The sequence below is a fragment of the Variovorax sp. MPBD4-3 genome (assembly GCF_058809745.1).
The window spans coordinates 25,783-48,117 of sequence record NZ_JBXASW010000027.1 but is presented as its reverse complement, the minus strand read 5'-3'; the positions used below and the strand labels follow the sequence as shown (position 1 = coordinate 48,117).

General features: G+C 68.4%; 20 protein-coding genes. 6 read left to right on the top strand and 14 right to left on the bottom strand.

The window, feature by feature from the left end; all coding sequences use genetic code 11:
* Positions 1–17: 17 nt before the first annotated feature.
* From AC1RVW_RS17110 to AC1RVW_RS17095, 4 genes are all read right to left on the bottom strand, one after another.
* Positions 18–287: a hypothetical protein gene (locus AC1RVW_RS17110; RefSeq protein WP_493201293.1), complete on the bottom strand. Its 270-nt coding sequence runs from the start codon at positions 285–287 to the stop codon at positions 18–20.
* Entirely contained in the window at positions 284–913 is a 630-nt protein-coding gene (locus tag AC1RVW_RS17105) for a hypothetical protein (protein WP_493201292.1), read from the bottom strand. Before AC1RVW_RS17105 ends, AC1RVW_RS17110 begins: the two co-directional genes overlap by 4 nt.
* Positions 910–1,485, bottom strand: coding sequence for a lysozyme (locus tag AC1RVW_RS17100; protein WP_493201290.1), 576 nt, complete (start codon positions 1,483–1,485; stop codon positions 910–912). The genes AC1RVW_RS17105 and AC1RVW_RS17100 overlap by 4 nt, the downstream gene beginning before the upstream one ends.
* Positions 1,486–1,563: 78 nt before the next feature.
* A complete protein-coding gene (locus tag AC1RVW_RS17095) occupies positions 1,564–2,286 on the bottom strand; it encodes an XRE family transcriptional regulator (RefSeq protein WP_422084311.1) in 723 nt (240 codons plus the stop codon).
* Between the two features lie 508 nt (positions 2,287–2,794).
* Between AC1RVW_RS17095 and AC1RVW_RS17090 the strand changes: the two genes are divergently transcribed.
* Genes AC1RVW_RS17090 through AC1RVW_RS17065 form a run of 6 tightly spaced genes read left to right on the top strand, consistent with a single transcriptional unit; the run spans position 2,795 to position 5,165 of the window.
* Positions 2,795–3,193 carry a hypothetical protein gene (locus tag AC1RVW_RS17090; protein ID WP_493201288.1) on the top strand — a complete coding sequence of 133 codons (399 nt, stop codon included), beginning with the start codon at positions 2,795–2,797 and terminating at the stop codon, positions 3,191–3,193.
* Positions 3,194–3,198: 5 nt separating this feature from the next.
* The gene (locus tag AC1RVW_RS17085; RefSeq protein WP_493201286.1) at positions 3,199–3,429 is read left to right on the top strand and encodes a hypothetical protein; all 231 of its coding nucleotides are present in this window, start codon (positions 3,199–3,201) and stop codon (positions 3,427–3,429) included.
* Positions 3,426–3,695 carry a hypothetical protein gene (locus AC1RVW_RS17080; RefSeq protein WP_493201285.1) on the top strand — a complete coding sequence of 90 codons (270 nt, stop codon included), beginning with the start codon at positions 3,426–3,428 and terminating at the stop codon, positions 3,693–3,695. Before AC1RVW_RS17085 ends, AC1RVW_RS17080 begins: the two co-directional genes overlap by 4 nt.
* Positions 3,692–4,078 (top strand): hypothetical protein, encoded by a 387-nt coding sequence (locus AC1RVW_RS17075; RefSeq protein ID WP_493201283.1) that lies wholly within the window; start codon positions 3,692–3,694, stop codon positions 4,076–4,078. The genes AC1RVW_RS17080 and AC1RVW_RS17075 overlap by 4 nt, the downstream gene beginning before the upstream one ends.
* Positions 4,079–4,089: 11 nt before the next feature.
* The gene (locus AC1RVW_RS17070; RefSeq protein WP_493201281.1) at positions 4,090–4,710 is read left to right on the top strand and encodes a DUF3164 family protein; all 621 of its coding nucleotides are present in this window, start codon (positions 4,090–4,092) and stop codon (positions 4,708–4,710) included.
* Positions 4,707–5,165, top strand: coding sequence for a Mor transcription activator family protein (locus AC1RVW_RS17065; protein ID WP_493201279.1), 459 nt, complete (start codon positions 4,707–4,709; stop codon positions 5,163–5,165). The genes AC1RVW_RS17070 and AC1RVW_RS17065 overlap by 4 nt, the downstream gene beginning before the upstream one ends.
* 16 nt (positions 5,166–5,181) lie before the next feature.
* Here AC1RVW_RS17065 and AC1RVW_RS17060 read toward each other — a convergent pair whose 3' ends face one another.
* The 10 genes from AC1RVW_RS17060 to AC1RVW_RS17015 all read right to left on the bottom strand — a co-directional run bounded on the left by AC1RVW_RS17060 (position 5,182) and on the right by AC1RVW_RS17015 (position 22,244).
* The gene (locus tag AC1RVW_RS17060; RefSeq protein WP_493201277.1) at positions 5,182–6,555 is read right to left on the bottom strand and encodes an esterase-like activity of phytase family protein; all 1,374 of its coding nucleotides are present in this window, start codon (positions 6,553–6,555) and stop codon (positions 5,182–5,184) included.
* Between the two features lie 70 nt (positions 6,556–6,625).
* The gene (gene pbpC, locus AC1RVW_RS17055; RefSeq protein ID WP_493201275.1) at positions 6,626–8,956 is read right to left on the bottom strand and encodes a penicillin-binding protein 1C; all 2,331 of its coding nucleotides are present in this window, start codon (positions 8,954–8,956) and stop codon (positions 6,626–6,628) included.
* Positions 8,957–8,973: 17 nt separating this feature from the next.
* The gene (locus AC1RVW_RS17050; protein ID WP_493201273.1) at positions 8,974–14,985 is read right to left on the bottom strand and encodes an alpha-2-macroglobulin family protein; all 6,012 of its coding nucleotides are present in this window, start codon (positions 14,983–14,985) and stop codon (positions 8,974–8,976) included.
* Between the two features lie 223 nt (positions 14,986–15,208).
* Positions 15,209–15,685, bottom strand: coding sequence for a DUF2269 family protein (locus AC1RVW_RS17045; RefSeq protein ID WP_493201271.1), 477 nt, complete (start codon positions 15,683–15,685; stop codon positions 15,209–15,211).
* Positions 15,682–16,059 carry a DoxX-like family protein gene (locus tag AC1RVW_RS17040; RefSeq protein WP_493201270.1) on the bottom strand — a complete coding sequence of 126 codons (378 nt, stop codon included), beginning with the start codon at positions 16,057–16,059 and terminating at the stop codon, positions 15,682–15,684. The genes AC1RVW_RS17045 and AC1RVW_RS17040 overlap by 4 nt, the downstream gene beginning before the upstream one ends.
* The gene (locus tag AC1RVW_RS17035) at positions 16,056–17,168 is read right to left on the bottom strand and encodes a saccharopine dehydrogenase family protein (protein WP_493201268.1); all 1,113 of its coding nucleotides are present in this window, start codon (positions 17,166–17,168) and stop codon (positions 16,056–16,058) included. Before AC1RVW_RS17035 ends, AC1RVW_RS17040 begins: the two co-directional genes overlap by 4 nt.
* Positions 17,165–18,805 carry an FAD-dependent oxidoreductase gene (locus tag AC1RVW_RS17030; protein WP_493201266.1) on the bottom strand — a complete coding sequence of 547 codons (1,641 nt, stop codon included), beginning with the start codon at positions 18,803–18,805 and terminating at the stop codon, positions 17,165–17,167. Before AC1RVW_RS17030 ends, AC1RVW_RS17035 begins: the two co-directional genes overlap by 4 nt.
* Before the next feature lie 119 nt (positions 18,806–18,924).
* Positions 18,925–20,481 (bottom strand): polyamine aminopropyltransferase, encoded by a 1,557-nt coding sequence (locus AC1RVW_RS17025; protein WP_081268229.1) that lies wholly within the window; start codon positions 20,479–20,481, stop codon positions 18,925–18,927.
* On the bottom strand, positions 20,478–20,696 hold the full coding sequence (locus tag AC1RVW_RS17020) for a DUF350 domain-containing protein (protein WP_019653703.1): 219 nt from the start codon (positions 20,694–20,696) through the stop codon (positions 20,478–20,480). The genes AC1RVW_RS17025 and AC1RVW_RS17020 overlap by 4 nt, the downstream gene beginning before the upstream one ends.
* A gap of 57 nt (positions 20,697–20,753) precedes the next feature.
* Complete coding sequence (locus tag AC1RVW_RS17015; protein ID WP_493201264.1) at positions 20,754–22,244, bottom strand: DUF4178 domain-containing protein; 1,491 nt, start codon at positions 22,242–22,244, stop codon at positions 20,754–20,756.
* Positions 22,245–22,335: the final 91 nt, after the last annotated feature.

Sequence of the window (22,335 nt, the reverse complement as noted above, 5' to 3'; positions counted from 1 at the left end):
CGTGCATCCGTGGTCCGTCAGTTGCCGCCGGGCCCATTGCGGAACCACTGCTTGATTGCCTCCGCGAGCAGCGCCGTGCCGATGGCCATCGCGCCGCCCGATGCGGCGCCGAAAACGGCGGCGCGTTGCTCGACCGTGCGCAGCCGTCCGTCGAGCGCGTCGAAGCGCGTGTCGAAGCCGTCCATGCGGCGGTTCTGCCGGTCTTGTCCGTCCTTCAGGGCCTGCACCAGGCCGTGGATCTGGCCGAGCAGCAACAGCTCCTGCGTGCGTGCGTGGGTTTCGCTCATGGGGCGGGTCTTTCTGTAAGGAACTCGATCAGCGCGCGGTACCGGAGCCGGTCCGCCGCGCATGAGCGGGCATTGATGTCGTGGTTGGTCCAGGCGTCGTCGACGGTGAGGCCGGAATCAGCAGCACAGGCTTCGACGGAGGTGTCAGCAAGTCCGCAGGTGCCCGCGGGTACGTCGGTGCCCGCGAGGGCGCTGTTCCACATCCAGACAGCAGCAAGGCTGAGGCGATGAGGGCCATCGGCAGGTGGCGCGGCATCGGCATGCGGTTCAGGCGCTGCGGCAGGCGCTGCGCAGGAAGGCTGCCGCGCGCGGCGATCAGGAACGGCGGGAGGAAGCACAAGCGAAACGCGCTGGCGTAGTTCATGGGTCGGGCCTTCGAGAGAGAGGTAGCTGGCCTGCAGGGCGCTCGCGCCTAGCTGGTACTTCGCCGAGGCGGCACGTCCGCGCTCGTACTCGGCCTGCAGGTCTTTCGCGAGCTGCGTGGCGCGCTGCGCTTCCTTCTGCTGCCAGGCAGCGCGCTCCTGCATGCGGCCGGCACCATGGATCGCGAAAGCGCAGGCGGCGAGCAGCAACGCCGCAACTGCGCCTGCAACGAGGCCCGCCCAGGCCCTGGCTAAGAAGCTCATGGCGCGTCGCTCCCCATGCATTGCGCATGCAGCCTGAGGCGGTCTTTCCAGATGCCCGCGCAGGTCCGGTTGCCGGGCGCCGAGCAGTCGGTCTTGCCCACGTACTTCCAGCCCAGGATGGCGTTGCATGCGCCCGCGTAGTCACCCGCGTTGAGGCGCTGCACGAGCACCGAGGTGCGGCCTTTCCGGCCGCCGGTGCAGAAGTTGAAGGCGCCGATGTTGTAGGCGAGGCTCACATACGCGTCGTACTCGTACTGGTGCAGCGGCACCTTCACGCATTGCTTGAGCTCGCCCTCGTAGGTCTGCACGTCGCGCAACGCGCGCTGCAGCGCGGGCACGGGCGTGGTGGTGTCGCCCATGCGCACGCCGCCGGTCGTGCCGAAGCCGATGGTGGGCACGGCCGTGCCGTGCACCGGGTCGGGGTAGGCCTTGTCGCTGTAGCCCTCGCGCGCGACGATGCCGATCAGCCCCGCCGCGCTCAGTGCGAGCGCGGCCAGCAGTTGGCGCGGCGCCTGGCCGCGCTGGCGTGTTTGCCGCCGCTTGAAGAGTGTTCGAGAGATGTCGTTGCCCATGACCCGAATGGTCGGGCGAAGGGGTCAAACGACTGAGGCCGACATGAGCCGGCCCCTTTCTTCATTTCCGCCGGCGCGTCAGATTTCGCCGCCGTGCCAGACGACGCGGCCGCTGATGTGCAGTTCCGCGGCCTGCTCGGCACTCAGCACCTGCGGCTTGTACGCGGGGTTGTAGCTGATGATCTGCAGCCCGCCGGTGGAGAAGTCGCGCTGCAGCACCTTCACGTAGTCGTGTCCGTCGAGCTGGATGACGTACACGCCGTCCTGGTCGAGCGACTTGGTGGCGGTGTCGACCAGCAGGATGTCGCCGTTGTTGATCTTGTCGGCCATCGAATCGCCGCGCGCATGGACGATGCGCGCATGCACCGGCTTCACGCCCTTGCGCGCCATCCACGAGCGGCTGAACGCGAAGCGGCCCATGTGCTCCTGCGAACCGTTGATGGCGCCGCTGCCGGCGCTCACACGCACGTCGAGCAGTTCGACCAGCACGAAGACCTCGTCGTCCAGCCCGCTCGACAGCTGGCTGGGCGGGTTGGCCGGCTGGAACGGGTTGAGCTCTGACGGGTCGACGCCCAGCGCCAGCGCCATCACGTACAGCTGCTCGAGGCTGGCATCGCTCACGCCCCGCTCGATACGGCCCACGGTATTGAAGTGCAGGCCGCTGCGCTGGGCGAGGTCGTCGATGGTGAGGCCCTTCTGCTTGCGCAGATCGCGAACCCGCGCGCCTTGCGCGAGAGCCAGCTCGCCGACGCGAGCCTTCACCTGGTCGTCGTCGGGTGGAGTGTTGATTTGCGGCTTCACGATAACTTTGGTTTGTGCGAACGCGCACATCCTAGACACGTCAAGGTATTTTTTCAACCCATCTGGTGTCTGAAAACATGTAAATGTTGATTTTCATGTTTCTCTTGATTGTGAAAACCTGATTTGTGTGCATAATCAGCTCCGTTGACACAAAACAACATATTCTGATGATTTAGCACCCCATTCGGGTTAAAGAAACGCTCGATCCGAGCAAAACCAACCCGTCCAAGTTGGATGGAGAACACGGATTCGCGCATATCCGAGCGGGTTTTGAACTGTCGGTGGGTTGTGGCCCGCGCATCGGGGCCTCGCGCTGACGCGCAATCCGAAGCGGCTGGAGCGTCCCGGGCGGGACGCGAAGGCAGATGTTTGAAGAGTGCCCGACGAAGGTTGCAGCCTTCATCGGGCGTGCCAGTGAACTGAGCAGTGCCACGAGCGAGGAGGAATGTACTGTGAGAAAACGCTTTGTCAAAACCGAAGGCCGCGCGCGCCAGACAGGAGGCGCGTGATGGAAGACACGACCTCCGAATGGTTCGTCGCCACGGCGCTGATGGCGCTGGCGGACCGCCGCGCCGAAGCGGCACAGGGCGAGACCGCCGCTCCCGAAACCGCGCCAGACGCGCAGGTCCGTGACGCGGACCCGTTCGCCACCCGCCTGTGGAACCTGCTGCGCATCCGCCGCGCGCTGACGGCCGACGAAGCCGCGGCCCTGCTGCTGACCGATGCGCAGGCCGACGAAGACATCGCGCTGGGCCGCCGCCAGGCGGGCGCGCTCATGCTGTCATGGTCGCGGCAATGCCCGCAGGCCGTGCGCATGGACGCCCGGCGCGTCGATGGCCTGAAGCGCTACACCCTGTTGCGCGATATCGGCGCCACGCCGCCGGCACCGCGCGGGGAGGCCCGATGACCGGAATGCCGCCCCCCTACATGCAAGAGGCGTGGTTCGCCTTGCTGCGGCAAGCCTGCGACGGACGTTCACGCTCCGAAGTGGCCGCGCAGCTGCACATCAGCCCAGCGGCGGTGAGCCAGGTGCTCAACGCCAGCGGCAAATACGGCGCCGGCAAGGCGCGCACCGACCGCATCGCCCGCCGCGTGCTCGACACCTTCGGCGAACCGGCGACGAACGAGGAGACCGCAGCATGAGCACGACAAAACCCGACAACGAACAGGCAGCCGACGCGCGGTGCGCCATCGCCACGCACCTCGAAACGCACGAGGCGGCGTCCGCGCTGGAACTCGAACGCATGCGGGCCGGGCGCATCGCAACGGCGCGACGGGTGCTGCGGCTCGACACCAGCGTGTACGAACCCGCCGCCTTCACGGTCGTGCGGCCAGGCGCAATGGACTTCGCCCGCATCCCGAGCCTGCTGCTCGGCCGGCGCTCCGTTTACTGGGGGACTTCGCGATGAGCACCGCTACGGCTTCCATCAACGCCGCGCAGGTGCTCGCCGAACTGCGCACCCGGCCGGGACGCGACAACGGTATCCATGTGCGCGACCTGGTCGCACGCATCACCGGCCAGGCCGCGCCCGCGCCGGCACTGGAGCGCCGCGTGCGCGAGTTCGTCTCGGCGCTGCGGCTGCAGGGCGAGCAGATCTGCGGCAAACCCGACACCGGCTACTTCATGGCCGCAAGCCCGGCCGAGCTCGACGAGACCTGCCGCTACCTGCGCAGCCGCGCCGTCTCCGGCCTGCTGATCGAGAGCCGCATGCGCCGGGTGTCGATGCCCGCGCTGCTGGGGCAGCTATCGCTTTCCGACAAGAACAACGCCACCGACACCGTCAACTCCTGAGAGGACACACCATGCAAGAAGCCATCGCACACCACCCCGGTTACTGGAAAGACGCCAACGACGCGCTGATCCCGGTGTCGAAGATCAAGCCGATCGACAAGGACCGCCATGCCGTCGTCAGCGAACTTTGCGAGCAGGCGCGCCGCCAGAGCGCGGCGTTGATCGGGTTCAAGCTCTCGGCCATGAACGCGGTGCACGAGTTCATCGAGCGCAGCCTGGCGGCCTACGACGTGAAGAAGGGCGGCAAGAAGGGCAACGTCACGCTGCTGAGCTTCGACGGCAAGCACAAGGTCGAGCGCCGCATGCAGGACACCGTGGTCTTCGACGAGCGCCTGCAGGCCGCCAAGGCGCTGATCGACGAGTGCATCCAGGGCTGGAGCAAGGGCAGCAACGCGAACATCAAGGTGCTGGTGAACGACGCCTTCCAGGTCGACCAGCAGGGCAAGATCAGCACCGCCCGCGTGCTCGGCCTGCGCCGCCACGACATCGCCGACGAGAAATGGCAGCAGGCCATGAAGGCGATCGGCGACAGCATGGAGGTCGCGAGCACCAAGCCGTACATACGCTTCTACGAGCGCGACGACACCACGGGCGAGTACACGCCCATCAACCTGGACGTGGCCGCTGCATGAGCACGCATGAACTCATCGGCATCACGCCGTTTTCATCATCGTCGGCACCGGCACGAAGCAGCGCGGGCCTGCGGCAAGCCGCCACCGCGCTGGCCAGCGAGCTCCTGCCGCCGCGGCTGCGGGAGTTCGTGCGGCTGATCGGACTGCCCGCCACGCTGCGGCTGATCGAGCGCTACGGCGGCTTGCGGATCTACATTCCGGCCGACCCGGCGCCGGACCATCCGCTCGCGAGCCTGATCGGCTTCGACAAGCTGCGCGCGCTGAGCGCGGAGTACGCCATCGACGGCACCGGCCTGCGCTTCGTGCTGCCGAAGGCGCAGCGCGCTTTCGACGCGATCCGCAACGAGCGCATCCGCACGGACTTCAGCACCGGCAAGTCGGTGCGCGCGCTGGCGGCGGAGCACCACCTGGTCGAGCGGCAGGTGGCGCGGATCGTCGCGGATATCGCGTTCTGAGGCGCCGGCCTCCTGCTTACTTCGCCTGCAGCAGCGCGCCGGCTTCGAGCAGCACCAGTTCGTTGTCGTCGGCCTTGTTGGGCTCGCGGCTGCTGGAGAAGGGCAGGTTGTTGTCGTTGCCGACCACGATGTGCGTGGCATCGACCACGTCGACGTTCTCGATCGTGAAGAACGGGAACTTCAGCACGCCGTCGTTCAGCGGCTTGCGTGCGAGCTTGTTCGGGTCGGCAATGTTCAGCAGGTCGATGTAGCCGATCTTGCGCACGGGGCCGCCCATGTTCGCATCGTTCAGCTCGACCTTGTAGACGCGCTTGAACTTGGCGATGTCGTGGAAGCAGTCGGTGCGCTTCTGGCCTTCGGGGCAGGCCTTGTCGCTGGTGCCTTCGCCGTTGTCGCGTTCGATGATGAGGCCCATGGCACTCGTGCCATCTCCCGCCTTGCCGTCGATCATGTTGAAGTCGCCGATGGCGTTGCCGTTGGCTTCGAGCACGTATTGCCAGTGGCGGCCGGTCCACTTCTCGGTGGCCACGTCGAACTCGAGCACGCGCAGCGCTTCCTTGCCGTCGACCTTCTCGTAGTCCTTGGCCTCGGCGTTCCACACCGGGCCTTCGAGCAGCGCGTAGAGCTTGCTGCCGTCCTTCGACGAGGCCATGCCCTCGAAGCCCTTGGAGCGCTTGACCTGGAACTCGACCGCGCCACCCGGCGCGCCCGGCGTGGTCACGGCCGGATGGTCGGGCGAGCGCACGGCCTTGCCGTCGACCAGCGTATCGTACACCGCGAGCACCTTGCCCTTCAGGTCGGCCTTGATGAGGAAGGGGCCGAACTCCTCGCCGATCCACAGCGCGCCGCCGGCGAACTGGAAGCTCTCGGGGTCGAAGTCGGAGCCCGTCAGGTAGCGCTGCCTGGTGCCTTCGTGCACGATGCGGAAAGGCACCTTCTTGTCGGGGTCGTGCAGGAAGATGGTGTCCAGGTGATTGAACTTGCCGCTCTTGAAGTCCACCTTGTAGTGGTTCAGGTAGAGCATGAAGTCGGGCGAGTTGGCCTTGGCGCCGGCGCCGTTGTCGGTAAGGATCCAGAAGGTGCCGTCGTCCATCTTCTTGATGCCCGAGTGGCCTTGCAGCGGCTGGCCCTTGAAGGGCAGCGACACGCCGGTGGGGCGTCCGGCCGACAGGCCTTCGACGCTGCCCACGGCCTCGACACGCCTGGCCGTCGTGAACTTGCCGCTGACCTGCAGGTCGGCCGGTGCGTCCTTGGGCGTGGCAACGAAGCTCTGCGCGGGCAGCACGGCGTGGCCGGCGAGCGTGGCGGGGAAGGCGGTCTGCGCAGCCGCGGCGCCGCATGCGAGAGCGGCGGCCAGGGCAACGAAGGACAGGGAGGCGAGACGTGTCATGAGCAGGAGAGTGTCCAAGTCGAAAACGCGTGACCATGCCGAGGGGGCATGACGCCGCCATGACATCCCTTCAAGGTGCGATGTCGACCGTCACCTCGCGCGACTCGGCACGCCCCTGGTCGTCGACCGCGCGCAGCACGTAGCGCCGGCCCGAGGCCGCGAGGTCGGGCATCCACGTGATGCCTTCGCCGGGCGCGGCGCGGCCGATGAGCGCGTCGTCGGCAAACCAGTAGATCGCCTGCGTGCCTGCCGCGGCTTCGGCGCGCAGCACCAGCGGTTCGGGCTTGTTCGCGCGCAGCGTGTGGCGCACGCCGCGCAGGGGCGAGGTGATGAGCGGTGCGCTTTCCGGTGCGCCGCCGTCTTTCTCGCAGCCATCGGCCGGTGCGCTCGCGCGCGGCAGGCCGGCCTGGCGGAACAGGCGGCGCATGTCGCTGCCCCATTGCTCCACCACCTGCTGGCGGGCATTGGGCTGCGGGCCGCAGACCACCTTGCCGGTGGTCTCGTCGACCCATACCGCGCGGTGCAGGTTGCTGACCTGGATGGGCGACTTGCCGGCGATGAACCATGTCATGGTGCGCACGGGGCACAGCGCGTCGGGCAGGCCACCCGTCGCCGCGCAGACTTCGACCTGGCGCAAGTCGGGCGGCTGGCGCGACGCGACCTCGCCGGGGTCGAGCCGCTGGGCGCGCAGCGCATCGACCATGCGCAGGAACAGCGGCGCGGCCGCATCGACGCCCACCAGCGCGGGGTTGCTGGTCCCGTCGAAGTTGCCCACCCACACCACCAGCACATGCCGGCCGAACACGCCGGCCGTCCACGCGTCGCGAAAGCCCCAGGACGTGCCCGTCTTCCACGCGATGGCGGGGCGCGCGGGCAGCGTGGTGTCGGGGCGCGGCGTGTGGCGCAGCATGTCGAGCGTGATGAAGGAAGCCTCCTCGCTCAGCAGGCGCAGCGGCTGCACGGGCCGCTCGTCGGGCGCGGGCTGCGTGTAGCGAATGGGCTGCGAGATGCCGCCGTTGGCCAGCGTCGCGTACATGCCCGCCAGTTCCTCGGGCGTGACCTCGCCACCGCCCAGCACCAGCGCGAGGCCGTAGTGCGATTCGCTCTGCAGCTTCTGCACGCCCGCGAGCCGCATGAAGTCGTAGAGCCCCGGCTTCGAGAGCTTCGCGGCCACGGCGACCGCGGGCACGTTGCGGCTGCGGATCAGCGCCTCCTGCGCCGGCAGCGGGCCGGCGAAGCGGTGGTCGAAGTTCTCAGGCGTGTAGGGGCCGAAGGAAGTCGGCGCGTCCTTCAGCATCGTCTTCGGATGCAGCAGCCCCTGGTCGAGCGCCAGCGCGTAGATGAAGGGCTTGAGCGTGGAGCCCGGCGAGCGCTTGGCCAGCACGCCATTGACCTGCCCCGAGATGGCGTCGTTGCGGAAGTCGGCCGAGCCGATCATCGCGCGCACCTGCATGGTCGAGGCGTCGAGCAGCAACGCGCTCGCGTTCGTCATGCCCACGTCGGCATGCGTGCGCAGGTACTGGCCCATCACGCGTTCGAGCGTGGCCTGCATGCGCAGGTCGATGGTGGTGCGCACTTCCTGCACGCCGCGCTCCTGCGCGAGCAGCATGTCGGTGGCGTGCGGCGCAAGAAAGGGCAGGCTGCCGCGCGACTGCGCCGACAGCGCGAGCTGCGCATCGGGCGCGTGCTGCTTCGCGGCCGGGTCGCGCTCGGCCCACAGCGCCCACAGGCGTTCGCGCGCCGATTGCAGCTCGGCATTGCGCCCGCGCTCGGCAATGCGCTTGACGGGGTTCTGCGGAATCACGGCAAGCGTCAGCGCCTCGGGCAGGCTCAGCTTGGCGGCGTCCTTGCGGAAGTAGATGAGGCTCGCGGCCTGCACGCCTTCGATGTTGCCGCCGTAGGGCGCGGTGTTGAGGTACGCCTCCAGGATGTCGTGCTTGCTGAAGCGCGCCTCCAGCCACAGCGCCGCGAAGATCTGCGCGACCTTGCCTGTGGGCGTGCGGCTGTCGATGCCGTAGACGCGGCGCGCGAGCTGCATCGTGAGCGTCGAGCCGCCCTGCCTGCGTTCGCCGCTGGCAATGCGCCAGGCGCTGCGCGCCAGCGCGGCGGGGTTGACGCCGGGGTGCGCATGGAAGCGCCGGTCTTCGTACAGCAGCACCGCGTCGACCAGCGTGGGCGAGATGCGATCGAGCGGCACCCAGAGCCGGTACTGCTCGTCGCCCGCGAGCGTGAGGCGCAGCAGCTCGCCGCCCTGCGCATACACGGCGCGCGAACTGCCGACGGTCTCGCTCAACGCCGCGTGCGGCCACAGGCGCAGCAGCGCGAGCACGAGGACAAGCGCCAGCGCCCACAGCGCGGGCTTGCGCAGCCTTCTTCCTGCAGACGCGATGCCGATGCGCATGGCGGACCTGCCTTGCCTCAGTTGACGACCACCTGGAAGCGCGCACCGGCCGAGCGCGAGAACACGCGCCGGTCGTACATCGCCTCGCCGTACGCCGCCGGCACCACGTAGTCGCCCACGTTGGTGGCGCGCGCCTTGTAGGTCACTTCGAGCAGGTCCTTGTTGACGCTGCCGTAGAACACGACGCGGTCTTCGCGGATGTCGGCGTACTGCACCTTCCACGAGCCGCCGCCGCCCAGGCGCTTCTTCCAGATGGGCGCGTCGGCGTTGGCATCGTCGTCGTCGCCCACGGCCTGCAGCACCGGCTCGAGGCCGCCGGGCAGCACGTCGACCAGCGCCACGTCGTTGAGCTGCGCGCGCTCCAGGCTGCGCACGCGCACCCTTACCGTGACCTCTTCACCGAGCCTGGCCTTGGTGATCGGGTTGCCCTTGCCATCGAGCACTTCGTGGAAGATTTCGAGGCCCTTGTTCACCGCCGTGGCGGGCACGTTGCGCTCGAAGCCCTGTTCGGCCCAGCTGTAGTAGAGGTTGAAGTCGCTGTCGTTCGACAGCTTCAGCCTGGCCGTGCCGGCCGGCACCGCCGCGCGCGTGATCGGGTTCACCGCGCCCAGCACGAGCGCGGCGGCCTGGCCCTGCGCGTTGACGGCACTCGCCGTGAGCTTGCCTTCGGCGTTCTGCCCCACGGCCTCGAAGTACGAATCGACCGCGAGCAGCATCGACGCCGACGACAGGCTGTTGTACCAGCCGTCGCGCACCATCGCGGCCATGCCTTCCCACACAGCGGGCTTCAGCGTCTTCAGGCGCGACGGGAAGTGGCGGCCCACCAGGTGCAGCGTCATGCTGTCGTGCACCAGCGGGTCGTAGTAGGCACCCCATACGTTGCGGCGCTGTTTCTTCTCCGTGCGCGCGAGCAGGTCGGCCCACACAGGGTTCAGCAGCTCGTTCGCCACTTGCTCCTGCTTCACGAGCTGGTAGCTCGCGGCAAGGTAGACAGCGCCGAGGTCGTCGCTCCAGCCCTGCGTCTGCTTGCCGCGCCATGCTTCGCGCAGGTTGGCCAGCGCGGCCGGCGCGATGATGCCCTGGCGCGTCAGCAGGTACGCCGCCTGCGTGCGCTGGCGCCAGCCGTCCAGCGATGCGTCGCTGCTGCCGAGCCAGCCCTGCAGGTAGGCGTTGGCCTTCTGCAGCAGGTCTTGCGGCACGGGCAGCTTGTGGTCCCTGGCCTCGACCAGCAGGTGCACCGCGTACAGCGTGGCGAAGGCATCGGTGCCGGCACCGGGCCACAGCGAGAAGCCGCCGTCGGCCGTCTGCCGTGCGCGCAGCTGCACGAGGTAACGCTCGAAGGTCTTGCGCGCCTCGGGCATCGGCCCCTGCTCGGCCGTGCGGCCACGCGCCATCTCCTTCACCAGCTCGGGGCGGCCCGCGAGCAGCACGGCCGGGAAGGTCTGGCTCGTGATCTGCTCGGTGCAGCCGTGCGGGTACGCCTCCAGGTACTGCATGAGGCCGGTCGCGAAGGCCCACGGCGCGGCGGACACGGCCACGTCGCTCTGTCGGAAGTTCGGGTACAGGTCAGCCTGGCTCGACAGCTCGCCCGCGCGCTGGAAGCTGCCGGCCTGCACCAGCGTGACGAAGGGCGACGCCGGCCGCACGCTCACTTCGGTCGACAGGCGCGCGCTGTAGTTCTTGTGCGTCGATGTGAACACCAGCGCCGAAGAACCCAGCACTGCCTGTTCGCCCGGCTTGGCGCGCACGTTGAACTTGGTGCTGGCTTCGCCGCGTTCGTTGACCTTGAGCGTCTGCGTGGCGTCGCCCACCACTTCGAGTCCGCCGGAGGCGGTGAGCGTGAGCGCGATGGGCGCTTCCTTGCCCGAACCCAGGATGTTGTTGGCCAGGCCCACGCCCACTTCGACCGTATCGCCGGGCGCCATCGCGAGCGGCGCGTTCGGCAGTATCACCATGTCGCCGCGCACCACGGTGCGGGTGCTCTTGGCGGCGGTGGTCTCGTCGTTCACGGCCACGGCCATCACGCGCAGGCTGCCGTTGAAGCTCTCGGGCACGGTGTAGCTGAACTCGCGGCTGCCGTTCACGTCGACCAGGCCCGACCAGTAGGCCACCGGTTTGTCGCGCTTGCGCTTGAACGGGTTCAGGTGCTTGCCGAGTTCGCCCTCGCCGTCGCCGCCGGGTGCGGCGCCCTGCATGAGCTTCTTGAACTCCGGCAGGATCAGGTCGAGCGTCTGCAGCGTGCCGACTTCGAGCGCGCGCTTCTGGAAGAAGTGCTTCAGCGGGTCGGGCGTCTTGTAGCGCGCCACCTGCAGGATGCCTTCGTCCACCGCGAACACCACGGCGCGCGTGGGCTTGTCGCTGGTGAGCTTCATCTTCACGGTCTGCCCCGGCTTCACCAGTTCGCTGCTGGTGAGCTGCAGGTTGGCGGTGCGCTTGGTCAGCGCGGTGGCGAAGGGCACGACGCCGTACGACAGCGGGCTCATGTAGACCTCGTCCGAGGCCGGGTCGCGCACGAAGTGCACGTTGATGTAGCCGGTGCCCTCGAAATCCTTGGGCAGCACGATCTTCTGCACCGACGCGGTCTTGTCGGTCTTGAACCATGCGTGGGCGTAGACCTTGTCGCGCTCGATGGTGATGAGGCCCGCTCCCACGTACGGCGCGCGGATGCTTACCGCGATTTCCTGGCCCGGCTCGTAGTCCTTGCGGTCGAGCGTGAGCTGCAGCTCGGCGTTGCGGTCCAGAGAGCGCGACACGTTGGCATTGCCCGCCACGCTGTACTCCACCCGGTTGAGCTCCAGCCCCTGGGCATTGCGCACCACGTAGGCGAAGTTGCCGGGCGCGCCGGTGTCCAGCGCCACGTTGTTGCCGGCCGCGGCGATGGCGAAGGGCTTCTCGTCGAGCACCACTTCCTTGCGGCGCGACTCGTAGCGGTACAAGCCGTTGTCCTGCTTGATGAGCACCGACAGCACCTTGCGCTCCACGCGCTCGATCTTCAGGTCGGCCACGGCCGTCTTCTTCGCCTGCGGGTCGATGGCGATCACGGTGGCGTTGCGCGCGGCGCCCTTGCTCACGTAGCCGACGTCGCCGTCGACCTTCACGCCGACGAGGTAAGGCATGTCGCTCACCAGCGTCTGCGCCTCGGCCGACACGCTGCGCCCGCCCTCGGGCTCGAAGGCCTTGGCGAGCACGTGCACCTGGTAGGTGGCGGCGTCGAAGCGCGACAGCCGCAGGTCGAATTCGGCCTTGCCGTCGGCGCTGGTCTGCACGCTGCCCAGGTCGTCGACCTGCCTGTCGGCCGCACGCTGCGGATCGAAGAACGCGTAGTCGGTGAAGGCGCGGAACACCGGGAAGCCGGGGCTCAGCGTGAGCGTGCCTTCCACTTTGCGATCAGGCGCGGGCGTGCCGAAGAGGTTCTGCACGTCGATGAGCGCCTTCAGGTCCTTGGGCCTGACCCAGCCTTCGGCGATTTCGCTGCTGAGCTTGGCCGTGACCTTGGTGCGGTCCGGCAGGAACTCCTGCACCTTCACCGTGGTGCTGCCGATCAGCAGGCCTTCGACCTCGGGCGTGCCGGGCGACGATTCGCGCGGCAGGTAGAGGTTGACGGTGTAGTTGCCGGTGGGCGATGTGTCTTGCGTGGTGTGGGCGATTTCCGCCGCGCCGCCCGGGCCGAGCTTGAGCTTTTCGCGGCGCACGCCGAGGCCGCGCGCATCGATGATCTCGGCTTCGAGCGGCAGGTCGCGCAGCGAGGTGCCCCAGTTGCCGGCCTTGACCATCATCGCGATGTGCATGGTGTCGCCGGGGCGGTAGATGCCGCGGTCGCTGAAGACGTAGGCCGTCATCTGGTTTGGCACGCCGGCCGCGCGCAGGCCGCCGACGTCGAAGCGGGAGATGTCGAGCGTGCGGTCGTTGCGGTTGAAGGGCAAGAAGCTCAGGTCGCCGTCCTTGCGCACGACCAGCACCACCGGCGCCTTCTCGCGCTGGTAGCCGGCGAGGTTGGGCAGCTTGGCGGCGCCCGTCGCATCCGTGGCCTGCGACGCGACGATCATGCCGTTGCGGCCCCACACCTCGACCAGTGCGCCGGCCACCGGCTGGCCGTTGGCGATGCTCTGCACGAACACGTCGCGCGTGCCGTCGAGCGACTTCTTGGCGACGATGCCCAGGTCTGTGACGAGCACGAGGCGCTGGTCGAGCTGCTGCTCGGGACTGCCGCCTTCGGTGTTGCTTTCTTCGTCCGACGACTGTCCCTCCTGTTGCTGTTCGTCTTCGGGCTGGGCCTGCTGCTCGTCGCCCTCGGGCTTCTTCTTCGCCTTGGGGTCGTAGCCTTGCACCTTGAGCAGGAACACGCCGCGACGGTCGGCCACGTCGTTGCGCAGGTACTCGGCGAAGTCGACGGTTTCGTAGTGCGCCTTGCCGGCGGGAATGCTGAGCGGAATTTCCTTCTGGAAGCGGTCGACGAGGTTGTCCGACTGCAGGCCGCCGTAGAACTGCGGGTGCGCGAAGTCGCCGCTGGTCTGCGTCACCAGGTGCTGCAGCTGCTGCGGCAGCAGGCGGCCGATTTCGAGGCGGATGCCCGGCAGGTCGCGCACCAGGATCGGCAGCTTGCGCTCGCCCGAGAGTGCGAGCAGCGAGCCCTGGCTCATGATGGTGAGTTCGGGCGCGAAGGTCTTGAGCAGGCGCACGTCTTGCCGCGCGGCGCCGAGCTGGTAGCCGCCGGGCGTCTTCAGGCCCTTGGCCACGCGAACCAGCAGGTAGCGGCCGCCCTCGGCCTGCGGCATGCGGAAGCTGACCATCTCGGTCACTTCGCGCTCGCTGGCGATGGGCTGCAGGTTGATCTTCCTGGCGCGGCGCAGCACGGCGTCGGTGACCTTCGACGGATCGGCGGACCAGTCGAACTTTTCTTCGGATTCGCCCTTGGCGTCTTCGGTCGCGGGCAGCAGCCAGGCTTGCACCACGCGCGCCATTTCGCGCTCGTGCACGGGCATGGAGGCGGTGACGTGCATCACGTGCTCGGGCTCTCCGTTCTCGCCGGTGACGATGGTGGGCTCGATGCTGGCGATGCTCAGGCTGAAGAGGCCGGGGATGTCGACCGCGCGGGACATGTCGGCACGCAGCGCCGGCCCGCCCTTCTGCGCGACCGTACCGGAGGTCAGGCTGAGGATCGCCGGGCGCGTCTTCTCGGGAATGGGCAGCGGCTCCGATTGCAGGGTGGCGTTGAGGCGCAGCTTGTCGTAGCTGACCGTGAACTTCTCGCTCGCGCACTTGCCCACGCTGAAGAAAGAGGAGCTGCAGGGCTGGTCGTAGGTCAGCACCAGACGCTTCTCGAACTCGGCCGTGTTCACGGGGTGCGAGAAGTGCACCTGAAAGAGCGCGCGGCGCACGTTGGCCTGCACCGGGTCTTGATAGAACTCGGCGGCGTTGATCTGCGCAGTGAATTCGGGCGAGGTGAACTCATACTTGCGCAAGGCCATCTCGATGTGCGGCGCGAGTGCGCTGTCGGTGATCTGCACCTTGTACGGCTGGCCGATGGGCCAATCTTGCGCAGGCAGGAATTCGAGCCGGTTCTGCTTGGTCCACGTCCAGCGGCCGGCGATGGCGGGCTCGATGGTGACGCCGGTGGCCTCCTGGCCGATGCGCGAAATGGGTGCCACCGAGGCCGAGAAATCAATGGCGAAGGGGTTCGGGCCCCTGTCGAGCTCGATCTGCGTGCGCTGCGGCGGCTCGGTCTTCGCGGTGGCGACGACGGGTTCGACGCGATCGGGCGTGAGGCCATGCCACCACCTGATCACATGGGGGCTGGCCATACAGCCGGCCAGCACGAGCAGCAGAAGCAACACGACCCAGGCCAGCCGCTGCTGCAGCCACTGCAGGCCGAAGAGCAGGAATGCGCCCGCGATGCGCAGCCAGCCCGGAGGTCGCCAGGAACCGACGAGCCCACGGGCCACCGGGCGCAAGAACCCGAGCACGCGGCCCAGCCCGGTGAAGAGCACGTCGCTGAACGACGCGAGTTTTCGATTGGCGACTTGCAGCATGGACGCTCCCACTGTGTTTTTGTTGGCGTCCGCGAGTGTGCGGACCATCTGTGAAGCAATGGCGCCGTGTGTGAAGTCTTCGTGAAAACCGCACAGGGGCCGCGCCGCGGCCGTGTCAGTGGCTCATGGTGCGGTGTCAGGAGCGCTCTTGTTCGGGGCGCGTGCGAGGGCCACCGGGTGCTCCGAACGCGCAGTTCGACGAAGCGAAAAGCGGATTTTCATTTCAGATCGAAAGCTGCGGCTTGTTCACCATCAGATAGAACACCACCACCATCGCCAAGAAGGCCGGGTAGCCCAGCAGCTCCCAATAGCGCTGGTAGCGCGCATACAACTGAGGCAGCGGTGTCGATTCGCGATGCGCCTGCGCCGCGATGGCGGCCATGCGGATCTGCAGCCACACCACCGGCAGCCAGCAGATGCCCGCGAACACGAACAGCCCCAGCGAGAGCGCGAGCCACGGCGTGGACAACGGCCAGCCCGCCATGTGCGCGAGCGCGAAACCCGTGGCCGGCTGGATGATGACGGTGGGCGTGGTGAACCACCAGTCGGCACGCACCACCAATCGGCTCACCACCGCCTGCGCGGGCACGCTGCCGCTGCGGTTGGTGAAGAACATGTAGAACGCCGACCCCAGCCCGGTGCCCACCATCAGCACGCTGGAGACGATGTGCAGCCACTTGAGGACGAGGTAGGTGTTCATGGCGTCGCGCGTCGGTAAAGATGCCAGAGCAGGGCGGCGATGGGCAGGTTCTTGAGCAACGGGCCGAGCGGGTGCAGCCACAGGCTCGGCTGTAGCACGGTCGCCACTAGCGTCATGGCAAGCATCAGGGCGAGTGCGGCGCCGTAGTTGGCGCGGCCTGGCCAGCGCCACAACGCGATGCCGACGACGAGGTCCGCGGCGGCGCCTCCGATGATCAGCAAGTCCACCAGCCACGCCGGCGATGTGATGCCCGCGGCGGCCAGCACCTCGCGGCTCTGCCCGTTCAGCTCGATGATGCTGGCGACGGCCGTGAACAGCCACACGGCGACGAGGCTCAGGCGAAGCAGGCGATCGTCAGCTTCGGCGCGCGTCATGCGGCTTCGTCGACCGTGTCCGTCACCATGCCCCAGCGCGCGAACTCGGGCTCGAATTCCTCCAGCGTGAGCAAACCCGCGCAGGCGTGCGCACCGGCGGGCAGTGCGTCGCCGCGCGCCAGGCGCCGGGCCAGCAGGATGGCCGCCATGCAGGGGATCTCCGGGCCGTGGTTGTCGTCGGCGGCAATGTGCCAGGCGCGGCGCGCGGTGCGGCCCGATGCGTCGGTGCCTTCGACGCGCACCACCATGCCGCCCAGCGCAGTGCCGAGGGCATCGAAAACGCGGCCCGCCGAATGCAGCAGCGGCGCCAGCTTTTGCGGCGCGGGCAGCACGCCCACGCGGCGCAGGAAGGCCAGGAACGCAAAGGCCTGCTGCGCCAGCCCGACTTCGAGCGCGGCGCGGAACATGACCGACTGCACACCGGCATGGCGCGCGGGAAAGAGTTCGAGATCGGGGATGTCGCACAGCGCACCGCGGCGCGGCTTCATGCGCGCGAACGCGACTTTCGTCGGGTTAGCCCAGCCGGGCTGCTCGGTCCAGCGCCCGCCATGCCAGACGCGGATCGGCTCGCCGCAGTAGGCGAGCACGCCGGCCAGCGTGGCTTCGCCGCGCGGCGCGCCTTGTGCGGGCGCGATGCAGATGTCGATGCCGTGGATGCCTTGCCAGCCCGCCGCCAGATGGTCGACCACGGCGGACGACAGCGCAGGCACCGTGCTGGCGCCGCTGATGCCCGTGCGGCCGGCATTGCGGAACGCGGTGTCGAGCGCGCCGGGAAAGTCGCACACGAAGCGGCGGCCGTCGGCCAGGTCGATGTAGTGCGCGCCCGCCGCCGCAACGGCCTGCGGCACGCCGTAGCCCTGGTTCTGGAACGGCCCGGCGGTGTGGATCGCCAGCGCCACGCCGAGTTGGCGCAGCGTGTCCGCGAGGTCCGGCGCCTGCACGTCGATGCGAACCCCGCGCGCGCCACCGCCCAGCGATTCGGCGAACGCCGTGGCGCGCCGCGCATCGCGCCCGGCCACCAGCAGCTCGATGCCGGCGTCTGCGGCCAGCGCCCGGCAGATGCGCGCGCCGAAGTTGCCGTACCCGCCGAGCACCAGCGTCCTCATCATGCGGACGCCGCGCCGGTGCCCGCGACATGGCCGCGCGTGAATGCCTCTTCGAAGATGGAGTAGCCCGACCAGTCCGCATGCGCGAACGACAACCGCCCCGCGACGACGCTGCCGCGATGCGCCTCGTCCGGTGCGCTGCGCTGCGACCCGATCTGCGCCAGCAGGCCTGGCCCGGGGATCGACATGGCATGCCCGTAGCGCGTGATCTCGATGCGCGTGGCAAGCGCGGGCAGGTCTGGATGGGGCAGCGACAGCTCCGCGAGCAGGTCGTCGCGCCAGCCGGTCCATGGGCGGTCGAGCAGCAGGCGGCGGCCGTCGGCGGTGTCGTAGCTGCTCGGGCCCAGCGGGCGATACCAGCTGAGCACGGTGCCGCGCGGCGTCGGGTCGAGCGCCTGGTGGCGCGCATCGACATAGCCGAGGCCGCGCGTGCCGTAGATCACGTTGTCCCAGCTCGGCGCGGCGCCGGGCCTGTCGGCCAGCGGGCCGCGCAGGTGCACGTTGGCCACCAGCCACGGCGCGTAGCGCACATGCGTGGCGGCGTTGGCCAGCACGGGCGGCGGGTTCTCGACCACGCGCGCTGCAATGAACACCGGCAGCGCGACGATGCAGCGCTCGGCCTGCCAGCGCACGAGCGACTTCGTCTTCGCGTCCCATGCATCGACCTCGACGCCGCCGCGCGACTCGGCGATGCGCGTGACGACTTGGCCGGTGTGCAGCCGCTCGCCGAGCGGCCTGGCCAGCTGCCGCGTGAGCCAGCCGTTGCCTTCGGGCCAGGTGAGGATGCCGTCGCGCTCGGGGCTCGAATCGTTGACGCTGCCGCTCGGGTCGCCGGGCGCGTGGAAGCCGTGGCGGCTCGCGAAATAGTGGATGCCGGCCCAGGCGGAGACATGCGCGATGCCGGCGCCGTAGTCGTCGCGGCAGCAGTAGTCGAGGTACCAGCGCAGCTGCGCGTCGCTGAAGCCCTCGCTGTCGAGCCAATTGGAGAAGGGGATGGCGTCGAGCGCCAGCAGCTCGGGCGTGACGGCGACCTTGAGCGTGGGAATGGCGAAATGCGCCGCGTGCTGCAGCGTGTCGATGCGCTGCGCGAACTTGCGGTACTGCGCCATCGTGCTCTCGCCAACGCCGTGCACGGGCAGCAGGCCGTCCTGCCATTCGCCGTGCAGGAACAGCCGCTCCTGCGGGGCGTGGCAGAGGTTGAGCTCGTCGTATTCCCAGCGGCCCGCCACGCGGCGGCGCAGGCCGAGTTCCTCGAGCAGGTCCTGCACCTCGCGCGCGTCGTCTCCCGGCACCGGCAGGTAGTGCGCGCCGAGCGGGCAGGCAATGCCGTTGACCAAGCCGCCGCGCGCGTTGCCGCCGGCGGTGTCCTCGAGCTCGAGCAGCGCGAAGTCTTCCACGCCGGCGAGCCGCAGCGCGCGCGCCGCCGCGAGCCCGGCCACGCCGCCGCCGGCAATCAATATGCGCGTGCGCTTCACGACGGCGGGCGCAGCGCCCTTGAGCGCGCCGTCGCGCATCGCGTGGCCGCGCGTGATGTCGATGCCGGTGAAGCCGCCTTCGATGGGCGGTGGCGGCGCCTCGCAGCCGGCGAGCGCGAGGGCGCCCGCCGCACCCGCCGCCCCCAGGAAGCCACGGCGCTTCATTCGCATCGCTTACTTCCAGGAACACCGCGGAACCGGCTCTGCCGGGCCGCAGGTGTTGCCCCCGGCGAGGGGGAAGGCGAAGCGACACGAAGTGCGCGAAGCCTGAGGGAGTTCATCATTCAGTGCGCCATGACCTTGCCCCACTCCTGCTCATAGGTGGTGACGAGGATCTGGTTCGACAGCCGGTTCACTTCGGTCGGCACGCGCGCCATGTCGAGCGGAAAGTCGAACATCAGCGGCAGCGTGGAAGGCGACAGGAAGCGCAGGCCGGCAGGCAGGGCATCGGGCATGCGATAAGGCCTGCGGCTCGCGATGATGTAGCCCCACTCGCCGAAGCTGGGCACGTGCGCGTGGTACGGCGTGGCGCGCAGGCCGACCGACTCGATGGTGGTCGCCACGGTCCAGTAGCTCTTGCGCGCCACCAGCGGCGAGGTGGTCTGGATCACCGCATAGCCGCTGGCCGACAGGCGCTTTTCGAGCAGCGCGTAGAAGCTGTTGGTGTAGAGCTTGCCGATGGCGAAGTTGGTGGGGTCTGGAAAGTCGACCACGATCACGTCGTACATGTCGCCCGGCTGCTGCAGCCACTGGAAGGCGTCGGTGTTGACGATCTTCACCTTGGGCGACGAGAGCGAGTGGCCGTTGAGCGCGGCCAGCGTCTCGTGCTCGGTGAAGAGCCTGGTCATGTTCGGGTCCAGCTCCACCAGCGTGACCGACTCGACCGAGGGGTACTTGAGGATCTCGCGCACCGCCATGCCGTCGCCGCCGCCGAGCACCGCGACCTTCTTCGGCGCGCCCTGCGCGGCCATCACCGGATGCACCAGCGCCTCGTGGTAGCGGTACTCGTCGCGCTCGGCGAACTGCAGGTTGCCGTTCAGGAACAGGCGGTGCCCGAGCAGCCCGCGCGTGACCACGATGCGCTGGTACGGCGAGGTCGCGCTGAACACGATGCGGTCCTGGTAGAACTTGTCTTCCGCCAGCGTGGTGATGTGGTCGGCCCACACGAAGGCCGCCAGCAGCGCCGCCAGCGACAGGAAGCAGGCGAGCGCGTGCGCGCCGATGCGGCGCAGCTCATGGCGGAACAGCCACAGCGCCCACACCGCCACCGCCGCGTTCATGAAGCCGAACAGCAGGCCGGTGCGGATCATGCCGAGCTGCGGCACCAGGATGAGCGGGAACGCCACCGACACCGCGAGCGCGCCGAGGTAGTCGAAGGTCAGCACCTGCGACACCAGGTTCTTGAGCACGATGTTGCGCTTCAGGATGCGCATCACCAGCGGAATTTCGAGGCCCACCAGCGTGCCGACCACCATCACCAGGCCATAGAGCAGCAGCCGGAAGGCGCCCGGCACGTAGGCGTTGGCCAGGAACAGGATCGCCGGCAGCGCGCCGCCGATCAGCGCGACCATCAGCTCGATGCGAAGGAAGTGCGCCGGCAGCTGGCGATCGAAATAGCGCGAGAGCCAGGAGCCCACGCCCATCGCGAACAGGTAGGTGCCGATGATGGTGCTGAACTGCAGCACCGAGTCGCCGAGCAGGTAGGAGCTCAGCGCGGCCGCGCTCAGCTCGTAGACCAGCCCGCAGGCGGCGACCACGAACACGCTGGCGAGCAGCGCGACTTCGACGGGTTGCGGCCCCCGCGCATCCGGGGTGCGCGCGGGCGAGGCCGCGTCGCTCAATGGATTGCAGCAGCCACGATGATGCTGATGCCCAGGCTCATTGCCGCCACGACGAGGCCCAGCGCCACGTTCTGCTTCTCGACGATCTCGCCCCACAGGTCATAGGGCGTGATCTTGTCGATGATCAGGAAGCAGAGCCAGAAGATCACGACGCCGATCAGCGCGTACACGAGCGATCCGAGGACCACGCCCGGTTTCAGCCATTCAAATCCCATGGGGACCTCCAGTCGTAGTAATGAGATACATCGGGTGCGTCATGCGCATCTTCCTCGTCATTTGTGCCCGCCGCCACTCGAGTAGCCGCCGTAGGAGCCGCCCGAGCTGCGGTAGCCGCTCGAAGAGCCGCCACTGCTGCTGCAGGTGCTCAGGATGATCAGCAGGATGATGATCACGACGATGATGATGATGATCGTGCCGCAGCCCATCTTCGACGCCGCCGCGCTGACGGGCAGCGCGTCGGCGCGCTTGAACATGTCCTTCTTGGCGTCGAGCTTGAAGGCGGTGGCCACCACGCCGCTGTCGAGCTTGATGCCCGACGACCACGTGAGCTCGTTGGCCGAGCGCTCCATCGAGAGCAGCGCGGGGCCGCTTGCGAAGTCGCGGTTGAAGGTCTTCTGCCCGCGCTCGACCTGCCAGTAGAACTCGCCCGCCACATAGGTGGTCTCGGCGTTGTAGGCGTACTGCTGCTGGTAGCGCTTGTTGAGGTAGGTGGCGGTGCTGCCGTTCTCGGCCATCACCGGGGCGCCGGTGGTCGGCTTGACCATGCTCCAGCCGTCTTCCGCGTCGACCAGGAAGCTGAAGCCGCGCTTCTTGTTGTAGAGCAGGTACTCGTCCCAGCCGAACTGTTCGTCGTCGCCGGGCTCGGTGCCCATGCGGTGCTGGAAGCCCACCACCTGCCACTGCGCGCCCTGCAGCTGGCCCATGCTGCCGAGCGCGATGAGCGGGCGCACGGGCTCGTCCTGCGTCGCATGCTTGAGCTCGCCGCCGATGCCCTGCGTCAGGTCGATGATGCTGTTGCACGAACGGCAGGTGATGCTCTTGCTGTCCGCCAGGTTGACGGTGACGGGCGAACCGCAGTTGGGACAGTTGAAGCTGCGGCCCTTCTCGTCCTTGGCCGATTCCTCGCGCAGGCCGGTGAGCTGCAGGTCGTCGAGCTGCACCGAGCGGCCGAGGTAGGCGCTGGGCGTGGCGGTGCCGTAGTCGATGCTGAGCACCAGCCCCTTGTCGTTGCGCAGCTCGACCATCGCGAAGGAGCGGCCGAGTTCGGGCAGGTGCGGCAGCTCGCCCTGCGCGGAAGTCAGCGCCACCTGCTCGTTCGAGGTGACGGTGTAGCTCTGGCCGGCGAAGGCGGTGGTCGCGCCCACGCGCAGCTCGTTCCAGGGCGGCGCGGCGCGCTGCAGGTCGAAGGGCAGCGCGAAGACGTAGGCGCCGTTGTCCTCGCTGAGCACGCCGGTGCGGTCGCCGTCGAGCGCGGCGATCCATTCGGTCCAGCGCCCGCCCGGGTAGGTGTATTGCAGTCGGCCGATCAGCGTGAACGGCTTGTCCTGGATGCGGCCGGCGGCAAACAGCTGCAGCGGGCTGAAGTCGTCGAACAGCTCGGCCATCTTGCCGGTGCGCGCGAGCGTGTCGCCCTGGCGCACGACCGTGCTCTGGCAGTACGGGCAGACCGCATGCGTCGATTGCGCCGAGCGGAATTCGACCGGCGCGCCGCAGCCGGGGCAGGGCGCGCGGTAGTAGCGTTGGTTGCCGGTTTCCTCAGCCATGAAGCGATGCTGAAGACACGGCGAACGAGGCGGGAGATACCGCGGAACCGGCTATGCCGGGCCGCAGGTATCGCCCCCAGCAAGGGGGAAG

Bases quoted from the DNA above. Each gene is read 5' to 3' on its own strand.
- AC1RVW_RS17020 (WP_019653703.1), bottom strand. From the start codon at position 20,696: ATGGGATTTGAATGGCTGAAACCGGGCGTGGTCCTCGGATCGCTCGTG.
- AC1RVW_RS17105 (WP_493201292.1), bottom strand. From the start codon at position 913: ATGAGCTTCTTAGCCAGGGCCTGGGCGGGCCTCGTTGCAGGCGCAGTT.
- AC1RVW_RS17090 (WP_493201288.1), top strand. From the start codon at position 2,795: ATGGAAGACACGACCTCCGAATGGTTCGTCGCCACGGCGCTGATGGCG.
- AC1RVW_RS17100 (WP_493201290.1), bottom strand. From the start codon at position 1,485: ATGGGCAACGACATCTCTCGAACACTCTTCAAGCGGCGGCAAACACGC.
- AC1RVW_RS17065 (WP_493201279.1), top strand. From the start codon at position 4,707: ATGAGCACGCATGAACTCATCGGCATCACGCCGTTTTCATCATCGTCG.
- AC1RVW_RS17085 (WP_493201286.1), top strand. From the start codon at position 3,199: ATGCCGCCCCCCTACATGCAAGAGGCGTGGTTCGCCTTGCTGCGGCAA.
- AC1RVW_RS17045 (WP_493201271.1), bottom strand. From the start codon at position 15,685: ATGAACACCTACCTCGTCCTCAAGTGGCTGCACATCGTCTCCAGCGTG.
- AC1RVW_RS17060 (WP_493201277.1), bottom strand. From the start codon at position 6,555: ATGACACGTCTCGCCTCCCTGTCCTTCGTTGCCCTGGCCGCCGCTCTC.
- AC1RVW_RS17040 (WP_493201270.1), bottom strand. From the start codon at position 16,059: ATGACGCGCGCCGAAGCTGACGATCGCCTGCTTCGCCTGAGCCTCGTC.
- AC1RVW_RS17015 (WP_493201264.1), bottom strand. From the start codon at position 22,244: ATGGCTGAGGAAACCGGCAACCAACGCTACTACCGCGCGCCCTGCCCC.
- AC1RVW_RS17070 (WP_493201281.1), top strand. From the start codon at position 4,090: ATGCAAGAAGCCATCGCACACCACCCCGGTTACTGGAAAGACGCCAAC.
- AC1RVW_RS17110 (WP_493201293.1), bottom strand. From the start codon at position 287: ATGAGCGAAACCCACGCACGCACGCAGGAGCTGTTGCTGCTCGGCCAG.
- AC1RVW_RS17035 (WP_493201268.1), bottom strand. From the start codon at position 17,168: ATGATGAGGACGCTGGTGCTCGGCGGGTACGGCAACTTCGGCGCGCGC.
- AC1RVW_RS17050 (WP_493201273.1), bottom strand. From the start codon at position 14,985: ATGCTGCAAGTCGCCAATCGAAAACTCGCGTCGTTCAGCGACGTGCTC.
- AC1RVW_RS17080 (WP_493201285.1), top strand. From the start codon at position 3,426: ATGAGCACGACAAAACCCGACAACGAACAGGCAGCCGACGCGCGGTGC.
- AC1RVW_RS17075 (WP_493201283.1), top strand. From the start codon at position 3,692: ATGAGCACCGCTACGGCTTCCATCAACGCCGCGCAGGTGCTCGCCGAA.
- pbpC (WP_493201275.1), bottom strand. From the start codon at position 8,956: ATGCGCATCGGCATCGCGTCTGCAGGAAGAAGGCTGCGCAAGCCCGCG.
- AC1RVW_RS17030 (WP_493201266.1), bottom strand. From the start codon at position 18,805: ATGAAGCGCCGTGGCTTCCTGGGGGCGGCGGGTGCGGCGGGCGCCCTC.